This is a genomic window from Streptomyces sp. SS1-1 (assembly GCF_008973465.1).
Classification (GTDB): domain Bacteria; phylum Actinomycetota; class Actinomycetes; order Streptomycetales; family Streptomycetaceae; genus Streptomyces.
In genome coordinates this window covers 2,744,292-2,762,509 of record NZ_WBXN01000004.1, presented here as the reverse complement: position 1 = coordinate 2,762,509, position 18,218 = coordinate 2,744,292, and the positions used below count along the sequence as shown (strand labels likewise).

15 protein-coding genes are annotated in these 18,218 nt (G+C 72.0%); 12 read left to right on the top strand and 3 right to left on the bottom strand.

What is annotated here, in order from left to right; translation table 11 throughout:
- The first annotated feature begins 144 nt into the window (after positions 1-144).
- Positions 145-1,566: an NAD-dependent malic enzyme gene (locus F8R89_RS13800; protein WP_151784260.1), complete on the top strand. Its 1,422-nt coding sequence runs from the start codon at positions 145-147 to the stop codon at positions 1,564-1,566.
- Between the two features lie 352 nt (positions 1,567-1,918).
- The gene (locus tag F8R89_RS13795) at positions 1,919-2,200 is read left to right on the top strand and encodes an HU family DNA-binding protein (protein ID WP_007498188.1); all 282 of its coding nucleotides are present in this window, start codon (positions 1,919-1,921) and stop codon (positions 2,198-2,200) included.
- A gap of 71 nt (positions 2,201-2,271) precedes the next feature.
- On the opposite strand, the gene murA is transcribed toward F8R89_RS13795, so the two are convergent.
- Positions 2,272-3,618 carry a UDP-N-acetylglucosamine 1-carboxyvinyltransferase gene (gene murA, locus F8R89_RS13790; RefSeq protein WP_151784259.1) on the bottom strand — a complete coding sequence of 449 codons (1,347 nt, stop codon included), beginning with the start codon at positions 3,616-3,618 and terminating at the stop codon, positions 2,272-2,274.
- Positions 3,619-3,915: 297 nt separating this feature from the next.
- Between murA and F8R89_RS13785 the strand changes: the two genes are divergently transcribed.
- From F8R89_RS13785 to F8R89_RS13740, 10 genes are all read left to right on the top strand, one after another.
- Entirely contained in the window at positions 3,916-4,488 is a 573-nt protein-coding gene (locus F8R89_RS13785; RefSeq protein ID WP_181890372.1) for a YqgE/AlgH family protein, read from the top strand.
- A 29-nt stretch (positions 4,489-4,517) separates the two neighbouring features.
- The gene (locus F8R89_RS13780; RefSeq protein WP_019754409.1) at positions 4,518-4,805 is read left to right on the top strand and encodes a DUF3039 domain-containing protein; all 288 of its coding nucleotides are present in this window, start codon (positions 4,518-4,520) and stop codon (positions 4,803-4,805) included.
- A 217-nt stretch (positions 4,806-5,022) separates the two neighbouring features.
- Positions 5,023-6,336: an extracellular solute-binding protein gene (locus F8R89_RS13775; protein WP_151784258.1), complete on the top strand. Its 1,314-nt coding sequence runs from the start codon at positions 5,023-5,025 to the stop codon at positions 6,334-6,336.
- On the top strand, positions 6,333-7,238 hold the full coding sequence (locus F8R89_RS13770) for a carbohydrate ABC transporter permease (protein ID WP_151784257.1): 906 nt from the start codon (positions 6,333-6,335) through the stop codon (positions 7,236-7,238). Before F8R89_RS13775 ends, F8R89_RS13770 begins: the two co-directional genes overlap by 4 nt.
- A 5-nt stretch (positions 7,239-7,243) precedes the next feature.
- Complete coding sequence (locus F8R89_RS13765) at positions 7,244-8,086, top strand: carbohydrate ABC transporter permease (RefSeq protein WP_151784256.1); 843 nt, start codon at positions 7,244-7,246, stop codon at positions 8,084-8,086.
- Between the two features lies 1 nt (position 8,087).
- Positions 8,088-9,764 carry a beta-N-acetylhexosaminidase gene (locus tag F8R89_RS13760; protein WP_413251254.1) on the top strand — a complete coding sequence of 559 codons (1,677 nt, stop codon included), beginning with the start codon at positions 8,088-8,090 and terminating at the stop codon, positions 9,762-9,764.
- A gap of 224 nt (positions 9,765-9,988) precedes the next feature.
- A complete protein-coding gene (locus F8R89_RS13755) occupies positions 9,989-10,882 on the top strand; it encodes an FAD binding domain-containing protein (protein WP_151784255.1) in 894 nt (297 codons plus the stop codon).
- Positions 10,879-12,363 carry a 2Fe-2S iron-sulfur cluster-binding protein gene (locus tag F8R89_RS13750; RefSeq protein ID WP_151784254.1) on the top strand — a complete coding sequence of 495 codons (1,485 nt, stop codon included), beginning with the start codon at positions 10,879-10,881 and terminating at the stop codon, positions 12,361-12,363. The genes F8R89_RS13755 and F8R89_RS13750 overlap by 4 nt, the downstream gene beginning before the upstream one ends.
- Positions 12,360-14,669 carry a xanthine dehydrogenase family protein molybdopterin-binding subunit gene (locus F8R89_RS13745; RefSeq protein WP_151784253.1) on the top strand — a complete coding sequence of 770 codons (2,310 nt, stop codon included), beginning with the start codon at positions 12,360-12,362 and terminating at the stop codon, positions 14,667-14,669. The genes F8R89_RS13750 and F8R89_RS13745 overlap by 4 nt, the downstream gene beginning before the upstream one ends.
- A gap of 247 nt (positions 14,670-14,916) precedes the next feature.
- Complete coding sequence (locus F8R89_RS13740; RefSeq protein WP_151784252.1) at positions 14,917-16,104, top strand: SUKH-4 family immunity protein; 1,188 nt, start codon at positions 14,917-14,919, stop codon at positions 16,102-16,104.
- Between the two features lie 52 nt (positions 16,105-16,156).
- Here F8R89_RS13740 and F8R89_RS13735 read toward each other — a convergent pair whose 3' ends face one another.
- Both F8R89_RS13735 and F8R89_RS13730 read right to left on the bottom strand, forming a co-directional pair.
- Positions 16,157-17,371, bottom strand: a complete 1,215-nt coding sequence (locus F8R89_RS13735; protein ID WP_151784251.1) for an LPXTG cell wall anchor domain-containing protein — start codon at positions 17,369-17,371, stop codon at positions 16,157-16,159.
- Between the two features lie 169 nt (positions 17,372-17,540).
- Entirely contained in the window at positions 17,541-18,197 is a 657-nt protein-coding gene (locus F8R89_RS13730) for a hypothetical protein (protein WP_151784250.1), read from the bottom strand.
- Positions 18,198-18,218: the final 21 nt, after the last annotated feature.

The window sequence follows — 18,218 nt, the reverse complement described above, 5'->3', positions numbered from 1 at the left end:
CGAATGTGACGCGGGCCTCTTCTCCTTTTGAAGGCGTGGCGAACAAAACGTTCGCAATCCCGGCCCGGCTAACTCCTACTCGACGGTAGGTGCGACGATCGGACGGCAGATCGCAGTAAACGGTGAAAGCAGAGGAAGTCGGCCATGGCAACGGCGCCCAGCGTCTCCTACTCGATGACGGTCCGGCTGGAGGTGCCCGCGAGCGGAACCGCGGTCTCCCAGCTCACCACGGCCGTGGAGTCCCACGGAGGCTCGGTGACCGGCCTCGACGTCACCGCGTCCGGCCACGAGAAGCTCCGGATCGACGTCACCATCGCCGCGACCTCCACCGCGCACGCCGACGAGATCGTCGAACAGCTGCGCCAGATCGAGGGCGTCACGCTCGGCAAGGTCTCCGACCGTACGTTCCTGATGCACCTCGGCGGCAAGATCGAGATGGCGTCCAAGCACCCCATCCGCAACCGTGACGACCTGTCCATGGTCTACACGCCCGGCGTGGCCCGCGTGTGCATGGCGATCGCCGAGAACCCCGAGGACGCCCGCCGCCTCACCATCAAGCGCAACTCCGTCGCGGTCGTCACCGACGGCTCCGCGGTCCTCGGCCTGGGCAACATCGGCCCGAAGGCCGCGCTGCCGGTCATGGAGGGCAAGGCGGCCCTGTTCAAGCGGTTCGCGGGCATCGACGCCTGGCCGATCTGCCTGGACACCCAGGACACCGACGCGATCGTCGAGATCGTCAAGGCGATCGCCCCCGGCTTCGCGGGCATCAACCTGGAGGACATCTCCGCGCCCCGCTGCTTCGAGATCGAGGCGCGGCTGCGCGAGGCCCTGGACATCCCGGTCTTCCACGACGACCAGCACGGCACGGCGATCGTCGTCCTGGCGGCGCTCACGAACGCCCTCCGGGTGACGGGCAAGGCCATCGAGAACATCCGCGTGGTGATGTCCGGCGCCGGCGCCGCCGGTACGGCCATCCTCAAGCTGCTGCTCGCGGCGGGCGTGAAGAACGCCGTGGTGGCCGACATCCACGGGGTCGTGCACACGGGCCGTGAGGACCTGCGCCAGGCTCCCGCGGACTCGCCGCTGCGCTGGATCGCCGACAACACCAACCCGGAGAACCTGACCGGCACCCTCAAGGAGGCCGTGCGCGGCGCCGACGTCTTCATCGGCGTCTCGGCCCCCAACGTGCTCGACGGGGACGACGTGGCCGCCATGGCCGAGGGCGCCATCGTGTTCGCGCTCGCGAACCCGGATCCCGAGGTCGACCCGGCAATCGCCCGTCAGACGGCCGCAGTTGTGGCCACGGGCCGCTCGGACTTCCCGAACCAGATCAACAACGTGCTGGTCTTCCCTGGTGTGTTCCGCGGTCTGCTCGACGCGCAGTCCCGCACGGTCAACACCGACATGATGCTCGCGGCCGCGAAGGCGCTCGCGGACGTGGTGACCGAGGACGAGCTCAACCCGAACTACATCGTCCCCAGCGTCTTCAACGACAAGGTGGCGGGCGCCGTCGCCGGCGCGGTCCGCGAGGCCGCGAAGGCCGCGACCGCCTCGCAGGGGGCGTAAGCCCCGTGCGGCGGGGTAACCGGCACGTGTGACCGGGCTGTGAGGATCGCCACGGCAAGCCCTTGTGACGGCGCGTCGCGGAACCTGACGCCTGTTTTCGCCGTTTATCGTGACGGCCAGGCTCAGGCCCTCTCTTCGTGTGACTCCCAAGGGTGTTCTCACGACTCCTCCGGGTGCCGGATTGGCTTTCCCGCCGCAGGTAGGGGCAGGATGCGTCCCTGGGCGCGAGGGTCTGGCCACGGACCCGGTCCGGGGACCGACCGAGGACCCTGGCAGCATCGACACCGCTGTGCCCGACATGCGGCTCCGCCGCGTGGCACGCCTCAAGGCAATTGAACACGGGAGTAAGAACATGAACCGCAGTGAGCTGGTGGCCGCGCTGGCCGACCGCGCCGAGGTGACCCGCAAGGACGCCGACGCCGTGCTGGCCGCGTTCGCCGAGACCGTCGGCGAGGTCGTCGCGAAGGGCGACGAGAAGGTCACCATCCCTGGCTTCCTGACCTTCGAGCGCACCCACCGTGCCGCTCGCACCGCCCGCAACCCGCAGACCGGCGACCCGATCCAGATCCCCGCCGGCTACAGCGTGAAGGTCTCCGCGGGCTCCAAGCTCAAGGAAGCCGCCAAGGGCAAGTAAGCGCTCCGCCTCGAGCGAGAGACGCCGAAGGGGCGGTCACCCGAACCGGGTGACCGCCCCTTCGTCATGCCTCAGCCGAGCGCCTTGCCCGGCAGCTCGACCTTCGCCCCCAGCTCCACGAGCTTCTCCATGAAGTTCTCGTAGCCGCGGTTGATCAGTTCGATGCCGTGGACCCGGGACGTGCCCTGGGCCGCCAGCGCGGCGATGAGGTACGAGAAGCCGCCCCGCAGGTCGGGGATGACCAGGTCGGCGCCCTGGAGCTTCGTCGGGCCGGAGACGACCGCCGAGTGCAGGAAGTTGCGCTGGCCGAAGCGGCAGTCGGAGCCGCCCAGGCACTCGCGGTACAGCTGGATGTGCGCGCCCATCTGGTTCAGGGCGGACGTGAAGCCGAGCCGGGACTCGTAGACCGTCTCGTGGATGATGGACAGGCCCGTCGCCTGCGTCAGCGCGACCACCAGGGGCTGCTGCCAGTCGGTCTGGAAGCCCGGGTGCACGTCGGTCTCCAGCGCGATGGACTTCAACTGGCCGCCCGGGTGCCAGAAACGGATGCCCTCGTCGTCGATCTCGAAGGCCCCGCCCACCTTCCGGTAGGTGTTGAGGAACGTCATCATCGAACGCTGCTGCGCGCCGCGGACGTAGATGTTGCCCTCGGTCGCGAGCGCCGCGGACGCCCAGGAGGCGGCCTCCAGGCGGTCCGGCAGGGCGCGGTGGGTGTAACCGCCGAGCTTGTCCACACCGGTGATGCGGATCGTGCGGTCGGTGTCCATCGCGATGATGGCGCCCATCTTCTGCAGGACGCAGATGAGGTCCTCGATCTCCGGCTCGACGGCCGCGTTCGAGAGCTCGGTGACGCCCTCCGCGAGGACGGCCGTCAGCAGCACCTGCTCGGTGGCGCCGACGGACGGGTACGGCAGCCGGATCTTGGTGCCGCGCAGCCGCTGCGGGGCCTCCAGGTACTGCCCGTCGGCCCGCTTCTCGATCCGCGCGCCGAACTGCCGCAGCACCTCGAAGTGGAAGTCGATGGGCCGGCCGCCGATGTCGCAGCCGCCGAGACCGGGGATGAAGGCGTGGCCGAGGCGGTGCAGCAGGGGGCCGCAGAACAGGATCGGGATACGGCTCGAGCCCGCGTGGGCATCGATGTCAGCGACGTTGGCGCTCTCGACGTGCGACGGGTCCATCACCAACTCGCCCGGCTCCTCGCCCGGACGGACGGTGACACCGTGCAGTTGGAGCAGGCCGCGGACGACCCGGACGTCCCGGATGTCCGGGACGTTGCGCAGTCGGCTGGGGCCACTGCCCAGGAGGGCGGCGACCATGGCCTTCGGTACGAGGTTCTTCGCACCGCGGACACGGATCTCGCCCTCGAGCGGGGTTCCGCCGTGGACAAGCAGTACATCGTCATTGCCGTTGACGGTCATGTATCTCGCGTTCCGATGAGTTGGGCAGGGGCCAGAAGGGAAAGGGTAATCGCCGCGCACCCCCCTGGAGTAAGCCCGAGCGGGGCTCAGCAACGTCATAGTCGTGTCACAACACGAACGGTTCCGTGCCGGGCACGAGCGGTCACCGGACGGGCCCCCGCGCGGGGTGCGGCCCCCGTGTCCCAGGCGCCCCGCCGGACCCGGCCCCACCAGGACGCTCGCTCCCGCGGTGCCGCGTTCCCCCGCGAAGCGGCATTGCCTCCCCACACGGGGGGAAGATGCGGGATCATGTCTGGCATGACCGAGGTGTCCTCGCTCACAGGGCGGCTGCTCGTGGCCACGCCCGCCCTGGCGGACCCGAACTTCGACCGCGCGGTGGTGCTCCTTCTCGACCACGACGAGGAGGGCTCCCTCGGTGTCGTCCTCAACCGGCCGACCCCCGTCGACGTCGGCGACATCCTGGAGGGCTGGGCGGATCTCACCGGTGAGCCCGGTGTCGTCTTCCAGGGCGGCCCGGTGTCGCTGGACTCGGCGCTCGGCGTCGCCGTGATCCCCGGCGACGCGGACGGGGACAGCGCGCCGCTGGGCTGGCGCCGGGTGCACGGCGCGATCGGCCTGGTGGACCTGGAGGCGCCGCCGGAGCTGCTGGCCTCGGCCGTCGGGTCGCTGCGGATCTTCGCCGGGTACGCCGGCTGGGGGCCCGGCCAGCTGGAGGACGAACTGGTCGACGGCGCCTGGTACGTCGTCGAGTCCGAGCCCGGTGACGTGTCGTCCCCGGCGCCGGAGCGGCTGTGGCGGGAGGTGCTGCGCCGCCAGCGCAACGAGCTGGCGATGGTGGCCACGTATCCGGACGACCCGTCGCTCAACTGATGGCTGTGAGCTTCAGTACCCTTGGCGGTATGAGCACTCTCGAGCCCGAGCGCGGGACTGGTACGGGGACCCTCGTCGAGCCCACGCCGCAGACTTCCCACGGCGACGGTGACCACGAGCGCTTCGCCCACTACGTCCAGAAGGACAAGATCATGGCGAGCGCCCTCGACGGCACCCCCGTCGTGGCGCTCTGCGGCAAGGTCTGGGTGCCCGGCCGCGATCCCAAGAAGTATCCCGTGTGCCCCATGTGCAAGGAGATCTACGAGTCCATGGGCGCCGGCGGCGACGACAAGGGCAAGGGCAAGGGCGACAAGTAGGACCGTCCTCCCCGCGCCGGCGTGACCGAGGCCCCCCAGGTGTGTTTCGCGCACCTTGGGGGCCTTTGTGCTGTCCGGGCGTTGCACGGGGTGCGTCCGCCGGTCACAGAGTGGTTGAGACCTCTTGTGGTCGTGTTCATGAACTCCCTAGCCTCCCGGTGTTGTGCATAGCGAAACCGTCATTGCGCATGATGCAACGCCTCATCGGAGGAGTGCCATGAACACCCGGAAGCCAGCTGTCCGTGTCCTCGGGGCCACGGCCCTCGCGGCCGCCACCCTGATCGTCTCCGCCTGCGCCCCCCAGACCACCGGCGACTCCTCCTCCGACAAGGACGAGAAGACCGGCACCCTGCGGGTCTGGCTGTTCCAGGAGGTCGGCAACAAGCCCAAGGAGAAGGTCGTCGACGCGGTCGTCGCCGGCTTCGAGAAGGAGCACGAGGGCACGAAGGTCGACGTCGAGTACATCCCCGTCGAGACCCGCGCCCAGCGCGTCAAGGCCGCCTTCAACGACCCCAAGTCCGCCCCCGACCTCATGGAGTACGGCAACACCGACACCGCCGGCTATGTGAAGGACGGCGGACTCCTCGACGTCAGCGAGGAGTTCGCGGCCTGGGACGAGGCGAAGGACACCGACCCCACCGCCCGCCAGTCCGTCACCGTCGACGGCAAGGTCTACGGGGCGCCCTTCTACGTCGGTGTCCGCGCCCTGTACTACCGCACCGACGTCTTCGACGAGCTCGGCCTGGAAGTGCCGAGGACGATGGACGAGTTGGCCACCACCGCGCGCAAGATCCGCGCCGAGAAGCCCGAGTTGTACGGTCTCGTCGTCGGCGGCGCCTACACCTACGGCGCCATGCCCTTCGTGTGGGCCAACGGCGGAGAACTCGCCGAGGGCAAGGGCGGCTCGTACGCCTCCGCGATCGACAGCGCCCAGGCCCAGAAGGGCATCAAGGCCTACACCTCGCTCTTCTCCGACGACAACTGCCCTGCCGCGAAGTGCGCCGGCATGGGCGGCAACGACACCGTGACCGCGTTCGCCGCCGGCAAGGCGGGCATGGCCATCGGCGGCGACTTCAGCCACGCCGCGGTCGAGGCCGGCAAGGTCAAGGGCAAGTACGGCGTCGTCCCCCTGCCCGGCGTGAAGGCCGGCACGGTCGCACCCGCGTTCGCGGGCGGCAACAACATCGGCGTCCTGAAGAGCACCTCCCACCGCACGCTCGCCGTCGAACTGATGGAGCGGCTGGCCGCCAAGGACACCCAGGAGTCGATGTTCGAGGCGATGGGCTTCCTGCCGACCTTCGCCGACGTACGCCGGCAGGCCGCGGCGAAGAAGCCGTACGTGAAGCCGTTCGTCGAGACGCTGGCCGCCGGGACCAAGTTCGTGCCCGCCTCGCCCGCCTGGGCCCAGATCGACTCGTCGCTGGTCCTGCCGACCATGTTCCAGGAGGTCGTCAGCGGCAAGAAGGACGTCGCCGGGGCCTCGCGCGACGCGGCGAAGAAGATGGACGCGGCGTTCGGCTCCGCCGGATGACAGCGCCCGCCCGGCCGCGGGCCCGCCGCCCGCGGAGCACGACACCCTGGCTCTACCTGGCCCCCGCCCTCGTCGTCATCGGCGGACTGCTCGTCTACCCCGTCTACCAGCTCGGCCTGATCTCGTTCTTCGAGTACACCCAGGCCCAGGTCAGCGGCGGGGAGCCGACCACCTTCCAGGGGCTGGGGAACTACGCCGAGCTGTTCTCCGACGAGCAGTTCTGGCAGGTGCTGCTCGCCACCGTCGCCTTCGCGGCGGCCTGCGTCCTGTCGACGCTGGCCGCCGGCTGCGCCCTCGCCGTCCTGCTGACCCGGGTACGGGCCGTGCCGCGGCTGGCGCTGATGCTGGCCGCGCTCGGCGCCTGGGCCACTCCCGCCATCACCGGCTCCACGGTCTGGCTGTTCCTGTTCGACCCGGACTTCGGCCCGGTGAACCGCCTGCTCGGGCTCGGCGACCACTCGTGGACGTACGGCCGCCTCAGCGCCTTCTTCCTGGTGCTGCTCGAAGTGGTCTGGTGCTCCTTCCCGTTCGTGATGGTGACGGTCTACGCCGGCATCCGGGCCGTCCCCGCCGAGGTGCTGGAGGCCGCCGCCCTGGACGGCGCCTCGCAGTGGCGGATCTGGCGCTCGGTGCTCGCGCCGATGCTCCGGCCGATCCTCGTGGTCGTCACCATCCAGTCGGTGATCTGGGACTTCAAGGTCTTCACCCAGATCTACGTCATGACGGGCGGCGGCGGCATCGCCGGCCAGAACCTGGTGCTGAACGTGTACGCCTACCAGAAGGCCTTCGCGTCCTCGCAGTACAGCCTGGGCTCGGCGATCGGCGTCGTCATGCTGCTGATCCTGCTGGCGGTCACGCTCGTGTACCTGAGGCTGCTGCGACGGCAGGGAGAGGAACTGTGAGGCCGATGAACGCGACGCGCCTCGTACGGCGCCCCTGGCGGCTGCTCGCGGAGGCCACCGCGCTGCTGATCGCCGTGGTGGTCGCCTTCCCCCTGTACTGGATGGTGCTCGGCGCCTTCAAACCGGCCGGGGAGATCGAGTCCACCGAGCCGCGGCCGTGGACGCTGTCCCCCTCTCTCGATTCCTTCCGGAGGGTCTTCGAGCAGAACGAATTCGGCCGCTACTTCGTCAACAGTCTCGTCGTCGCGTGCACGGTCGTGGTCGTCTCCGCGCTCATCGCGTTTCTCGCCGCGACCGCGGTGACACGATTCCGGTTCCGCTTCCGCACCACCCTGCTCATCATGTTCCTGGTGGCCCAGATGGTGCCCGTCGAGGCCCTGACGATCCCGCTGTTCTTCCTCATGCGGGACTTCGGCCAGCTGAACACGCTCGGGTCGCTGATCCTGCCCCACATCGCCTTCTCGCTGCCCTTCGCGATCTGGATGCTGCGGGGCTTCGTGAAGGCCGTTCCGGAGGCCCTGGAGGAGGCCGCCTACATGGACGGCGCGAGCCGGTCGCGATTCCTGTGGCAGATCCTTTTCCCGCTCGTCTTCCCGGGCCTCGTGGCCACGAGCGTGTTTTCCTTCATCTCCGCCTGGAACGACTTCCTGTTCGCCAAGTCGTTCATCATCAGCGACACCTCCCAGTCGACCCTTCCGATGGCCCTGCTCGTCTTCTACAAGCCCGACGAGCCGGACTGGGGCGGCGTGATGGCGGCGTCCACGGTGATGACGATTCCGGTGCTCATCTTCTTCGTCCTCGTGCAGCGGCGACTCGTGTCGGGGCTGGGCGGGGCGGTAAAGGACTGACGTGACTGACCTGACTTCCGCGAGGGAACTGATTCCGGCACCGCGCACGGTCGAGAGCCCGGGCGAGGGCCCGGGAGGGGCGCCGGGGGAGGCACCCGGGGAGCGCACCCTCACCCTCGACGCCGGCACCACCCTGTGGGCGGCCGACGGCACCGGCACCACGGAACGCTGGCTGCGCGCCACCCTCGGCGCGGCGTTCGGCCTGCCCCTGCGACCTGGGCCGCCGGACGCGCCGGGCGCCGTCAGGCTGCTCCTGGACGGCACCCTGGACGCGGAGGCGTACCGGCTCACCGCCGGCCCGGACGGCGGCGTGGAGATCCGCGGAGGCGACGCCGCCGGCGTCTTCTGGGGCGCTCAGACCCTGCGTCAGCTCCTCGGCCCCGACGCGTTCCGCCGCGCCCCCGTCCGCCCCGGCGCCCTTCCCGTCCTCGCGCCCGGGACCGTCGAGGACGCCCCCCGATTCCGCTGGCGCGGCCTCATGCTCGACGTGGCACGGCACTTCATGCCCAAGGACGGCGTGCTGCGCTATCTGGACCTGATGGCCGCCCACAAACTCAACGTCTTCCACTTCCATCTGACGGACGACCAGGGCTGGCGCGTCGAGATCAGGAAGTACCCGAAGCTCACCGAGACGGGGTCCTGGCGGGCGCGCACCAAATTCGGCCACCGCGCCTCCCCGCTCTGGGAGGAGAAGCCGCACGGTGGCTTCTACACCCAGGACGACATCCGCGAGATCGTGGCGTACGCCGCCGAGCGGCATATCACCGTCGTCCCGGAAATCGACGTGCCCGGTCACTCGCAGGCCGCGATCGCCGCGTACCCGGAACTCGGCAACACCGACGTCGTCGACACCACGGCCCTCTCCGTGTGGGACTCCTGGGGCATCTCCCCGAACGTACTCGCCCCCACCGACACCACCCTGCGCTTCTACGAGGGGGTGTTCGAGGAAGTCCTGGAACTCTTCCCGGGCGAGTTCGTGCATGTCGGCGGTGACGAATGCCTCAAGGACCAGTGGCGCGGCTCGCCCGCCGCGCAGGAACGCGTCCGGGAACTCGGCGTGCAGGACGAGGACGGTCTCCAGGCGTGGTTCATCGGCCATTTCGACCGGTGGCTGTCCGCGCGCGGGCGCCGGCTCATCGGCTGGGACGAGATCCTGGAGGGCGGGCTCGCGCCGGGCGCCGCCGTGTCGTCCTGGCGCGGCTACGCGGGCGGTGTCGCGGCGGCCCGCGCGGGCCACGACGTCGTCATGTGCCCCGAGCAGCAGGTGTACCTGGACCACCGGCAGGACGCGGGCGCCGACGAGCCGGTGCCGATCGGGTACGTGCGCACCCTGGAGGACGTCTACCGGTTCGAGCCGGTGCCGGGGGAGTTGACGCCCGAGGAGTCCCGGCACGTGCTGGGCACGCAGGCCAACGTGTGGACCGAGGTGATGGAGGACGCCTCGCGCGTCGACTACCAGACGTTCCCGCGGCTGGCCGCGTTCGCCGAGGTCGCCTGGAGCCGCCTGCCCGCCCCGGCCGAGCGGGACTTCGCCGGCTTCGAGCGGCGGATGACGGCCCACTACGCGCGCCTGGACGCCCTCGGCGTCGCCTACCGGCCGCCGGCCGGGCCCCGGCCCTGGCAGCGGCGCCCCGGGGTGCTCGGCCGTCCCATCGACGGACCGCCACCGAACAGATGAGGGAAAAACCGGCGACGGGTCACCGAAGAGTGTCAATCGGCACTCATCGGTGAAGCCGTCCCAAAACGGACCATCTCCCCGATGAGGTGGGCGAATGCCTCCTAGCGGACCCGTGTCCGCGTGCCCTGGGAAGATGTGCCAGAGTTGCCACGTCCGCCCTGTCAGCACGTACCGTACGGCAACACAGGTGGGACCAGGTGGGGCAGCGGGAAGGGGCAGCCGGTTTGACCACGCACGCACCGCAGGCGGCGCAGGCCGTCACGCTGCCCACGACGCTGGACGAGGCCGTGGCGGCGCTCACCGCCATGCCCGCCGCCGTGCCCGTCGCGGGCGGCACCGACCTCATGGCCGCCGTCAACTCCGGACAGCTGCGGCCCGCCGCCCTCGTCGGCCTCGGCAAGATCAGCGAGATCCGTGGCTGGCAGTACCAGGACGGGCACGCCCTGCTCGGCGCCGGACTCACCCACGCGCGCATGGGCCGCCCCGACTTCGCCGCCCTGATCCCGGCGCTCGCGGCCGCCGCGCGCGCCGCGGGCCCGCCGCAGATCCGCAACGCCGGCACCCTCGGCGGCAACGTGGCCTCCGCGTCCCACACCGGTGACGCGCTGCCCGTCCTCGCCGCCCTGGAGGCGACCCTGATCATCGCGGGCCCGGGCGGGGCCCGCCGCGAGATCCCCGTGTCGCACCTGCTGGCGGGCGTGGACACGCTGCGCGCCGGTGAACTCATCGGCTACGTGCGCGTGCCCCTGCTGCACGCCCCGCAGGTCTTCCTCAAGGCCACCGGGCGCACCGGCCCCGGGCGTGCCCTCGCGTCCGTCGCGGTCGTCCTCGACCCGGCCCGGCGCGGCATCCGCTGCGCGGTGGGCGCCATAGCGCCGATGCCGCTGCGGCCCCTGGAGGCCGAGCAGTGGGTCGCCCAGCTGATCGACTGGGACAACAGCCGCGCGATCGTCCCCGAGGCCCTCCAGGCCTTCGGCGAGTACGTCGCCGCGGCCTGCATCCCCGACCCGGCCCCGGCCGAGGACGGGAGCGTGGCCCAGCACCCGCCCGCCGTACTGCACCTGCGGCGCACCGTCGCCGCGCTGGCCCGACGAGCACTGGGGAGGGCGCTGTCGTGACCGACGACCGGCACGGAGAGGGCGCGCCCCGCGGCAACGGCCGCTGGGACCCGCTGCCCCAGGGCGAGTACGACGACGGCGCCACGGCCTTCGTGGAGCTGCCCGAGGGCGGCATCGACGCCCTCCTCGCCTCCGCCGACAGCCCGCTCGCCGCCCCCGGCCAGGGGTACGTGCCGCCGCGGATCACCGCCGCGCCCGGCACCACCGACCCGGCCGCCACCGGCGGCTGGCCCGCCGCGGGCACGCCCGGCGAGGGCGCCGGGTGGCCCGACCCCAACGCCGCCCCCCAGGACGGCGGCGACCGGTTCACGTACAACCCCGCGGCCACCCAGCAGTGGAACCTCCCGGACGCCCAGAGCCGGCCGCCCGGGCAGGGCGTCACCGGGCAGGACGCCACCGGGCAGGACGTCACCGGTCAGTGGTCGATCCCGCTCGCCGGAGGGGACCTTCCGGACGAGTCGGGCGAGTTCACCACCTCCTCCCTCGTCGAGCAGTGGGGCGGCGGCGCCCCGGCCACCCTGCCGGGCGGCGCCTCCGCCCCGTGGGCGCCCCAGCAGCCCGAGCAGCCCTGGGAGCGGTCCGCGGCCCCCGGCGAGCCCCTGGCCGACGGCCCGGGCGACGCCCACGCGGCCGCCCCCGCGCAGCGGTCCGCACCCGACGCCGCACAGGCCGCCGAGAACGCCGCCCAGGCGGCCCGTGAGGCGGGCGAGGCGGTGGCGGCCGTGGAGGACGCCCAGGACGCCCCCGAGGCCGCCCAGAGCCCCGCGGAGCCCTCCGACGGCCCCGCCGACGGCGACACCGACGCCACCCGCGCCGAGGAGCCCGGCGAGACGCCCCCGCCCCCCGGCGAGGAACACCCCCTGGCCTCCTACGTCCTGCGCGTCAACGGCGTCGACCGGCCCGTCTCCGACGCCTGGATCGGCGAGTCGCTGCTGTACGTGCTGCGCGAGCGGCTCGGCCTCGCGGGCGCCAAGGACGGCTGCTCGCAGGGCGAGTGCGGCGCCTGCAACGTCCAGGTCGACGGCCGGCTCGTCGCCTCCTGCCTGGTGCCGGCCGTGACCGCCGCCGGCAGCGAGGTGCGCACCGTCGAAGGGCTCGCCGAGGACGGGCACCCCTCCGACGTGCAGCGCGCGCTCGCCCGTTGCGGCGCCGTCCAGTGCGGCTTCTGCGTGCCGGGCATGGCGATGACCGTGCACGACCTGCTGGAGGGCAACCCGGCCCCGAGCGAGCTGGAGACCCGCCAGGCCCTGTGCGGCAACCTCTGCCGCTGCTCCGGCTACCGGGGCGTCGTCCGGGCCGTCCAGGAGGTCGTCGCCGAACGCGCGGCCCACGCGGCCGAGTCCCCCGACGGGGACGAGGACGAGCCGCGCATCCCGCACCAGGCGGGCCCGGGAGCCGGCGGCGTCCACGCCTCGGCGTTCGAGGCGCCCGGCGCCATGGGACCGCATGACCCGTACGGCCAGGACGGAGGCCAGGCGTGAGCAACGAAGCCGCCACCGCGACCACCGCCGCGGAGGCAGCCCCCGCCCCCGAGCAGGTCCCGCACGGCCTCGGCGCCTCCCTGCCGGCCGCCGACGCCCGCGCCAAGACCGAGGGCACCTTCCCGTACGCGGCCGACCTGTGGGCCGAGGGCCTGCTGTGGGCGGCCGTCCTGCGCTCACCGCACCCGCACGCGCGCATCACGTCCATCGACACCTCCCACGCGCGGGAGATGCCCGGCGTCCGCGCCGTCGTCACCCACGAGGACGTCCCCGGCAGCCCGCTGCTCGGCCGCGGCCGGGCCGACCGGCCCGTCTTCGCCTCCGACGTCGTACGCCACCACGGCGAGCCCATCGCCGCCGTCGCCGCCGACCACCCCGACACCGCGCGCCTCGCCGCCGCCGCCGTCATCGTCGAGTACGAGGTGCTCGACCCGGTGACCGACCCCGAACAGGCCTTCGAGGCCGAGCCGCTGCACCCCGACGGCAACCTGATCCGGCACATCCCGCTGCGCCACGGCGACCCCGACGCGGCCGGCGACATCGTCGTCGAGGGCCTGTACCGCATCGGCCGCCAGGACCCGGCGCCCATCGGCGCCGAGGCCGGACTCGCCGTGCCCCGTCCCGACGGAGGCGTGGAGCTGTACCTCGCCTCGACCGACCCGCACACCGACCGCGACCGCGCCGCCGCCTGCTTCGGCCTGGAACCCGAGCGCGTCAAGGTCGTCGTCACCGGCGTCCCCGGCGCCACCGCCGACCGCGAGGACCAGGGCTTCCAGCTGCCCCTCGGGCTGCTCGCGCTCAAGACCGGCTGCCCGGTGAAGCTCACCGCCACCCGCGAGGAGTCCTTCCTCGGCCACACCCACCGGCACCCCACCCTGCTGCGCTACCGCCACCACGCGGACGCCGAGGGCAAGCTGGTCAAGGTCGAGGCGCAGATCCTGCTGGACGCAGGCGCCTACGCCGACACCTCCTCCGAGGCGCTGGCCGCCGCCGTCGCCTTCGCCTGCGGCCCGTACGTCGTCCCGAACGCCTTCATCGAGGGCTGGGCCGTCCGCACCAACAACCCGCCCTCCGGCCATGTGCGCGGCGAGGGCGCCATGCAGGTGTGCGCCGCGTACGAGGCGCAGATGGACAAGCTCGCCAAGAAGCTCGGCGTGGACCCGGCCGAACTGCGCCTGCGCAACGCGCTCGCCACCGGCGACATCCTGCCGACCGGCCAGTCCGTGACCTGCCCGGCCCCGGTCGCCGAACTGCTCCAGGCCGTACGGGACCACCCGCTGCCGCCGCTGCCCAAGGACACCCCCGAGGAGGACTGGCTGCTGCCCGGCGGCCCCGAGGGCGCGGGCGAACCGGGCGCCGTGCGCCGGGGCGTGGGCTACGGCCTCGGCATGGTCCACATGCTCGGCGCCGAGGGCGCCGACGAGGTGTCCACGGCCACCGTGAAGGTCCACGACGGCGTCGCGACGGTGCTGTGCGCCGCCGTCGAGACCGGCCAGGGCTTCACCACGCTCGCCCGGCAGATCGTCCAGGAGACCCTGGGCGTCGACGAGGTGCACGTGGCGCCGGTCGACACCGACCAGCCCCCGGCCGGAGCGGGCTGCCGCGGCCGGCACACCTGGGTCTCCGGCGGCGCCGTCGAGCGGGCCGCCAAGATGGTCCGCACCCAGCTCCTGCAGCCCCTGGCGCACAAGTTCGGCATGTCCACCGAACTGCTCCAGATCACCGACGGCAAGATCACCTCGTACGACGGCGTCCTGTCGACCACCGTCACCGAGGCGCTGGAGGGCAAGGAACTGTGGGCCACGGCCCAGTGCCGCCCCCACCCGACCGAGCCGCTGGACGGCGCCGGCCAGGGCGACGCGTTCGTGGGCCTGTCCTTCTGCGCGATCCGCGCGGTCGTCGACGTCGACATCGAGCTGGGCTCGGTGCGCGTGGTCGAGCTGGCGCTCGCCCAGGACGTCGGCCGGGTGCTCAACCCCGCCCAGCTGGAGGCGCGCATCGAGGCGGGCGTCACGCAGGGCGTGGGCATAGCGCTCACGGAGAACCTGCGCTCCGCGCGCGGGCTGATCCGCCACCCCGACCTGACCGGCTACGCGCTGCCCACGGCGCTCGACGCCCCCGACATCCAGATCGTGAAGCTGGTCGAGGAGCGGGACGTCGTCGCGCCGTTCGGCGCGAAGGCGGTGAGCGCGGTGCCGGTGGTGACGTCGCCCGCGGCCGTCGCCTCCGCCGTGCGCGCCGCGACCGGCCGCCCGGTCAACCGCCTGCCGATCCGCCCCCAGGCCGCGGTCGTCCACACCCAGTGACCGGACCCGGCGGACATGCCGCCGGGCCCGTCTCCCTCCGGAAATCGGCGCGTTGTGGGAACGTACCCGGGGTGCTGGGGCGTCTACTGAGGTGAAGCGCTCTCCGTGGCCGTTCCGGGCCGGTGCGATGTCAGTGGTGGCGCGTAGTGTTCTGGGCAGTGGGGACGACGGCCGGGTGCGGTGGTGCCGGCCCGTCAGGACGTGTCGTGCCCAGGGGTGGCGGCGAGCAAGCGCATGCGGGGGAGCCATGAGCACGACGATCACGACCCAGGCGGGTGACCGGACGATCATCCTGTCCGAGCCCGAGCTCGACCCTTACGTCACCCACGCGTCCACGCGGCGCTGGCTGACCGGCCCCGGACTCCCCGGCCGCAACGCGGTGCTGAGCTTCGCCGAGCTGTCCCGCGCCGGGCTGCGCACGGTCGCCGACTCCACCGGGGACACGGGCCGGCTCGCGTCCGGGCTGCGCGACCAGCTGGTGATAGGCGGACTGCTCGGCCCCGGCGGCCGGGAGACCGAGTCCGTCCTCCTCGACGGCGCGACCGGCGAGGTCTCCACGACCCATCTGCTGCACGACCGGCCCGACCTGATGGACCGCCGCGCCCTGGCGCCCTCCCTGCGCACCCTGGTCCGCTTCGCCGAGGCCACGGACGAACTGGCGGGCCTGCGAGGCCAGTTCGCCTCCTACGCCGGGCGGTACGGCACCAAGGCGGTCGCGGAGGCGTCCCGGCATCTGCTGTCGGTGTTCGAGGAGGGCACGGACGGCGAGCCCGCCCCGTTCTGGAAGATGGCGGCGCTGATCCGGCCGCTCGCCCTCGTCGCGGGCCGCGCCGGGCAGTCCGGGCTGGCCCTGGACCTGCCGCCGCGGCTGCTGGACGAGGAGTTCGGCCGGCGCGCGGTGGTCCGCTTCGAGGAGGTCGACTTCCCGGCCACCCTCCACCACGAGCCGACCCGCCGCTTCCTGCGCGAAGTGGGCCTGCCCGAGGGCGGTTTCCTGTTCACCCTCGACACGGACGCGCCGCTGGCCACCCTGGACGAGTACGAGACCGAGTGCGGCACCCCGGCCGAACTGCCTTTGTCCGCCGCGTCCTTGATCCGCCTCGGCGACCTCGCGGAGGACGGCAGCCTCGTCCTCGACGGCATGACGGGCGCCGTCCTGCACTGGAGCGAGCGCGAGGGGCGCCTGTACCCGCTGAACACGGACGTCTCGACGCTCGCCTTCACCCTCTGGCTGCTGCACCGCGAGCGGGCGATCGACGCGGCGTCGAACCACGAACTGACGACCGCCACCTACGACCAGCTGGCGATGACGATGCTCCAGGTCCTCTCCACGGTCGACCCGACGGGCACCGCCACGGACGGCGCGGCCCGCCACTACTGGACCGAGGCGTTCCAGGACGAGACGGTCGGCGTACTGGAGTCCTGCGGCCACTGACCCCGGCGGGGGTGCTCCTGGGACCGGCGGCCCCAGGAGGGGGTGGTGTCCGTCAGTCGGCGACGCGGCGCCGGCGCACGGCCAGGAGGACCCCGGCGCCGAGTGCCGCGGCGGCAGCGGCGGCGCCCGCGATCAGCGGGGTGCCGTCCGAGCCGGTGCTCGCGAGGTTCCCGTCGACGGAACCGGTGCCGGAACCGCCGGTGGAGGATCCCCCGGTGCCGCCGGAGCCGCCGGTGGTCTGCCCGGACGGGTCGTTGCCGCCACCGGTGGAGCCACCGCTACCCGAGCCGCCCCCGGTCGAGGACGAGCCGGAGGGTGTCGGCTCGGGCTCGTTGTCGGTCGGGATGGCGACCCGGATGACGTCCTTGTCGTTGGCGGGGTTCTTGTCGAAGAAGGGATGGATGTCGTACGCCGACGTCGCCTTGACCTCGCCCGTCGTCGTCTTCGTGTCCTTGCCGATCTCCAGCGTGAAGGTGAACGACACCTCCTCGCCGACGTCGAGCGTGCTGTCGTCCGGCTGGCAGACGTACGTCGGCTTGCCCGGCGTCCCGCCCGGCCCGTTCGGGCCGTCGATGCCGAACGGCGCGCACGCCTTCGGCACGGCCGAGGCGGTGGTGCCCTTCGGAATGCGGACCATGAGCGCCGTCTGGTCGTCGCTCTCCTGGTTCTGGATCCAGCCGGGTCCGTCGTTGCGCAGCCGCACGGTGATCGACTGCCGGTCACCGGCCAGGGCCTCGGTGTCCTCCCCGACGGCCGCCAGGTCGGCCGAGCTGTCCGCCGTCAGAGCGAGCCGGCGGTGGCTGTCGCCGTACCCCTCGCCCGGGGCCTCACCGGTGGCGGAGGTGCCGTACTCGACGGCCTCCATCAGGGCGTTGGGCAGCGCCTTGAACCGCACGGGCGTCTCGATGGAGGCGCCGGGCTCGATGACCTCGTCGATCTCGCACAGCGCCTGGCGGACCTGGTCCTCGACGGTCGAGTAGGTGCAGCCCGGCACCTGCGACGGGAAGTCCAGCCCACGGGTCAGCCGGACCCGGAAGGTGAGCCCGTCCGCGGCGGCGGTGCCCTTGTTGGTGACGACGACGTTCTCGTCGTACACCTCGCCGGGCTTGGGAGACGTCTTGGGCAACTCCGATATCACGAGGTCGGCCGCGCCCTCCTCCGCGTACGCCGAGGGAGCGGCGAGCGCGGGAACGGCGGCGGCGATCGCGGCGGCGGCCACGAGGGCGGCCGAGGTGCGAAGGTGCGAGGTGCGGATGCGCTGGCGCACGGGTGGGTCTCCTCGATGAACGGAAAGCACGGCCGGCCGAGGCCACAACCCCGACACCAAGAGGACCCCCCGCGGCAGCGGAGGGTTGTGCTCCTGTTTGGGGAGGGACGGGGGAGGAGTTGTGGGCCAGCGGTCCGGCCGACGTGGCCGCGAGCGGGCGGAAGCCTTCTCAGCTCAAATGGATGTTGGGGCGTGTCGGTCGGCGCTCGGCGCCGCGCATGAGCGCGAGTACACGTTCATGCGTGTCGCCGACTCGGTCCACGACACGTAGCCGCACATACACATCTGCAACCTCTGTCATTGCCGCCTCGGTGAACCACCCCACATATAAGCGCCTGCCGGCCGTGATGGGCAGACCAGGGCTGATGAGGTTCAGGTGGAAATCCGAGCCGCTTGTCAGCCCTCGTCCTTCCAGGACAGAAGCGGCATGTTCCATGCGCGTCCACCTGCCGGAGTCGGAGGCCGAATTCCCGGTGAGGACGACCTGATAACCGACGTCGGACACCGTGCACGAGTCCTGTGCACCGTTCAGCGCGTAGCAGATCCAGGCCAACCGACCGGCTGGGGCAGCATCGGCGGTGACACGACCGAACCAGCCGATGCTCGGCCTGACCGCGCGTGCGTACTGCCCTCGCGCCAGGATCGCTCCAGTCGCCCCCAGGACGGCGGTGGTGGCGCTCTGGACGTCCAGCAGTTGAGGCAACTCGTCCTGTCGGTTCGACCAGATGACCGCGTAGATCAGCAGACCGAATGCCACAGCTGCCACGGCGATCAGTGCTCGTGAATAGGGCGTGCTGCGTCGAACAACCCGTTGCTCGGTGTCCACATCTCCCCCTCGACACTTCTC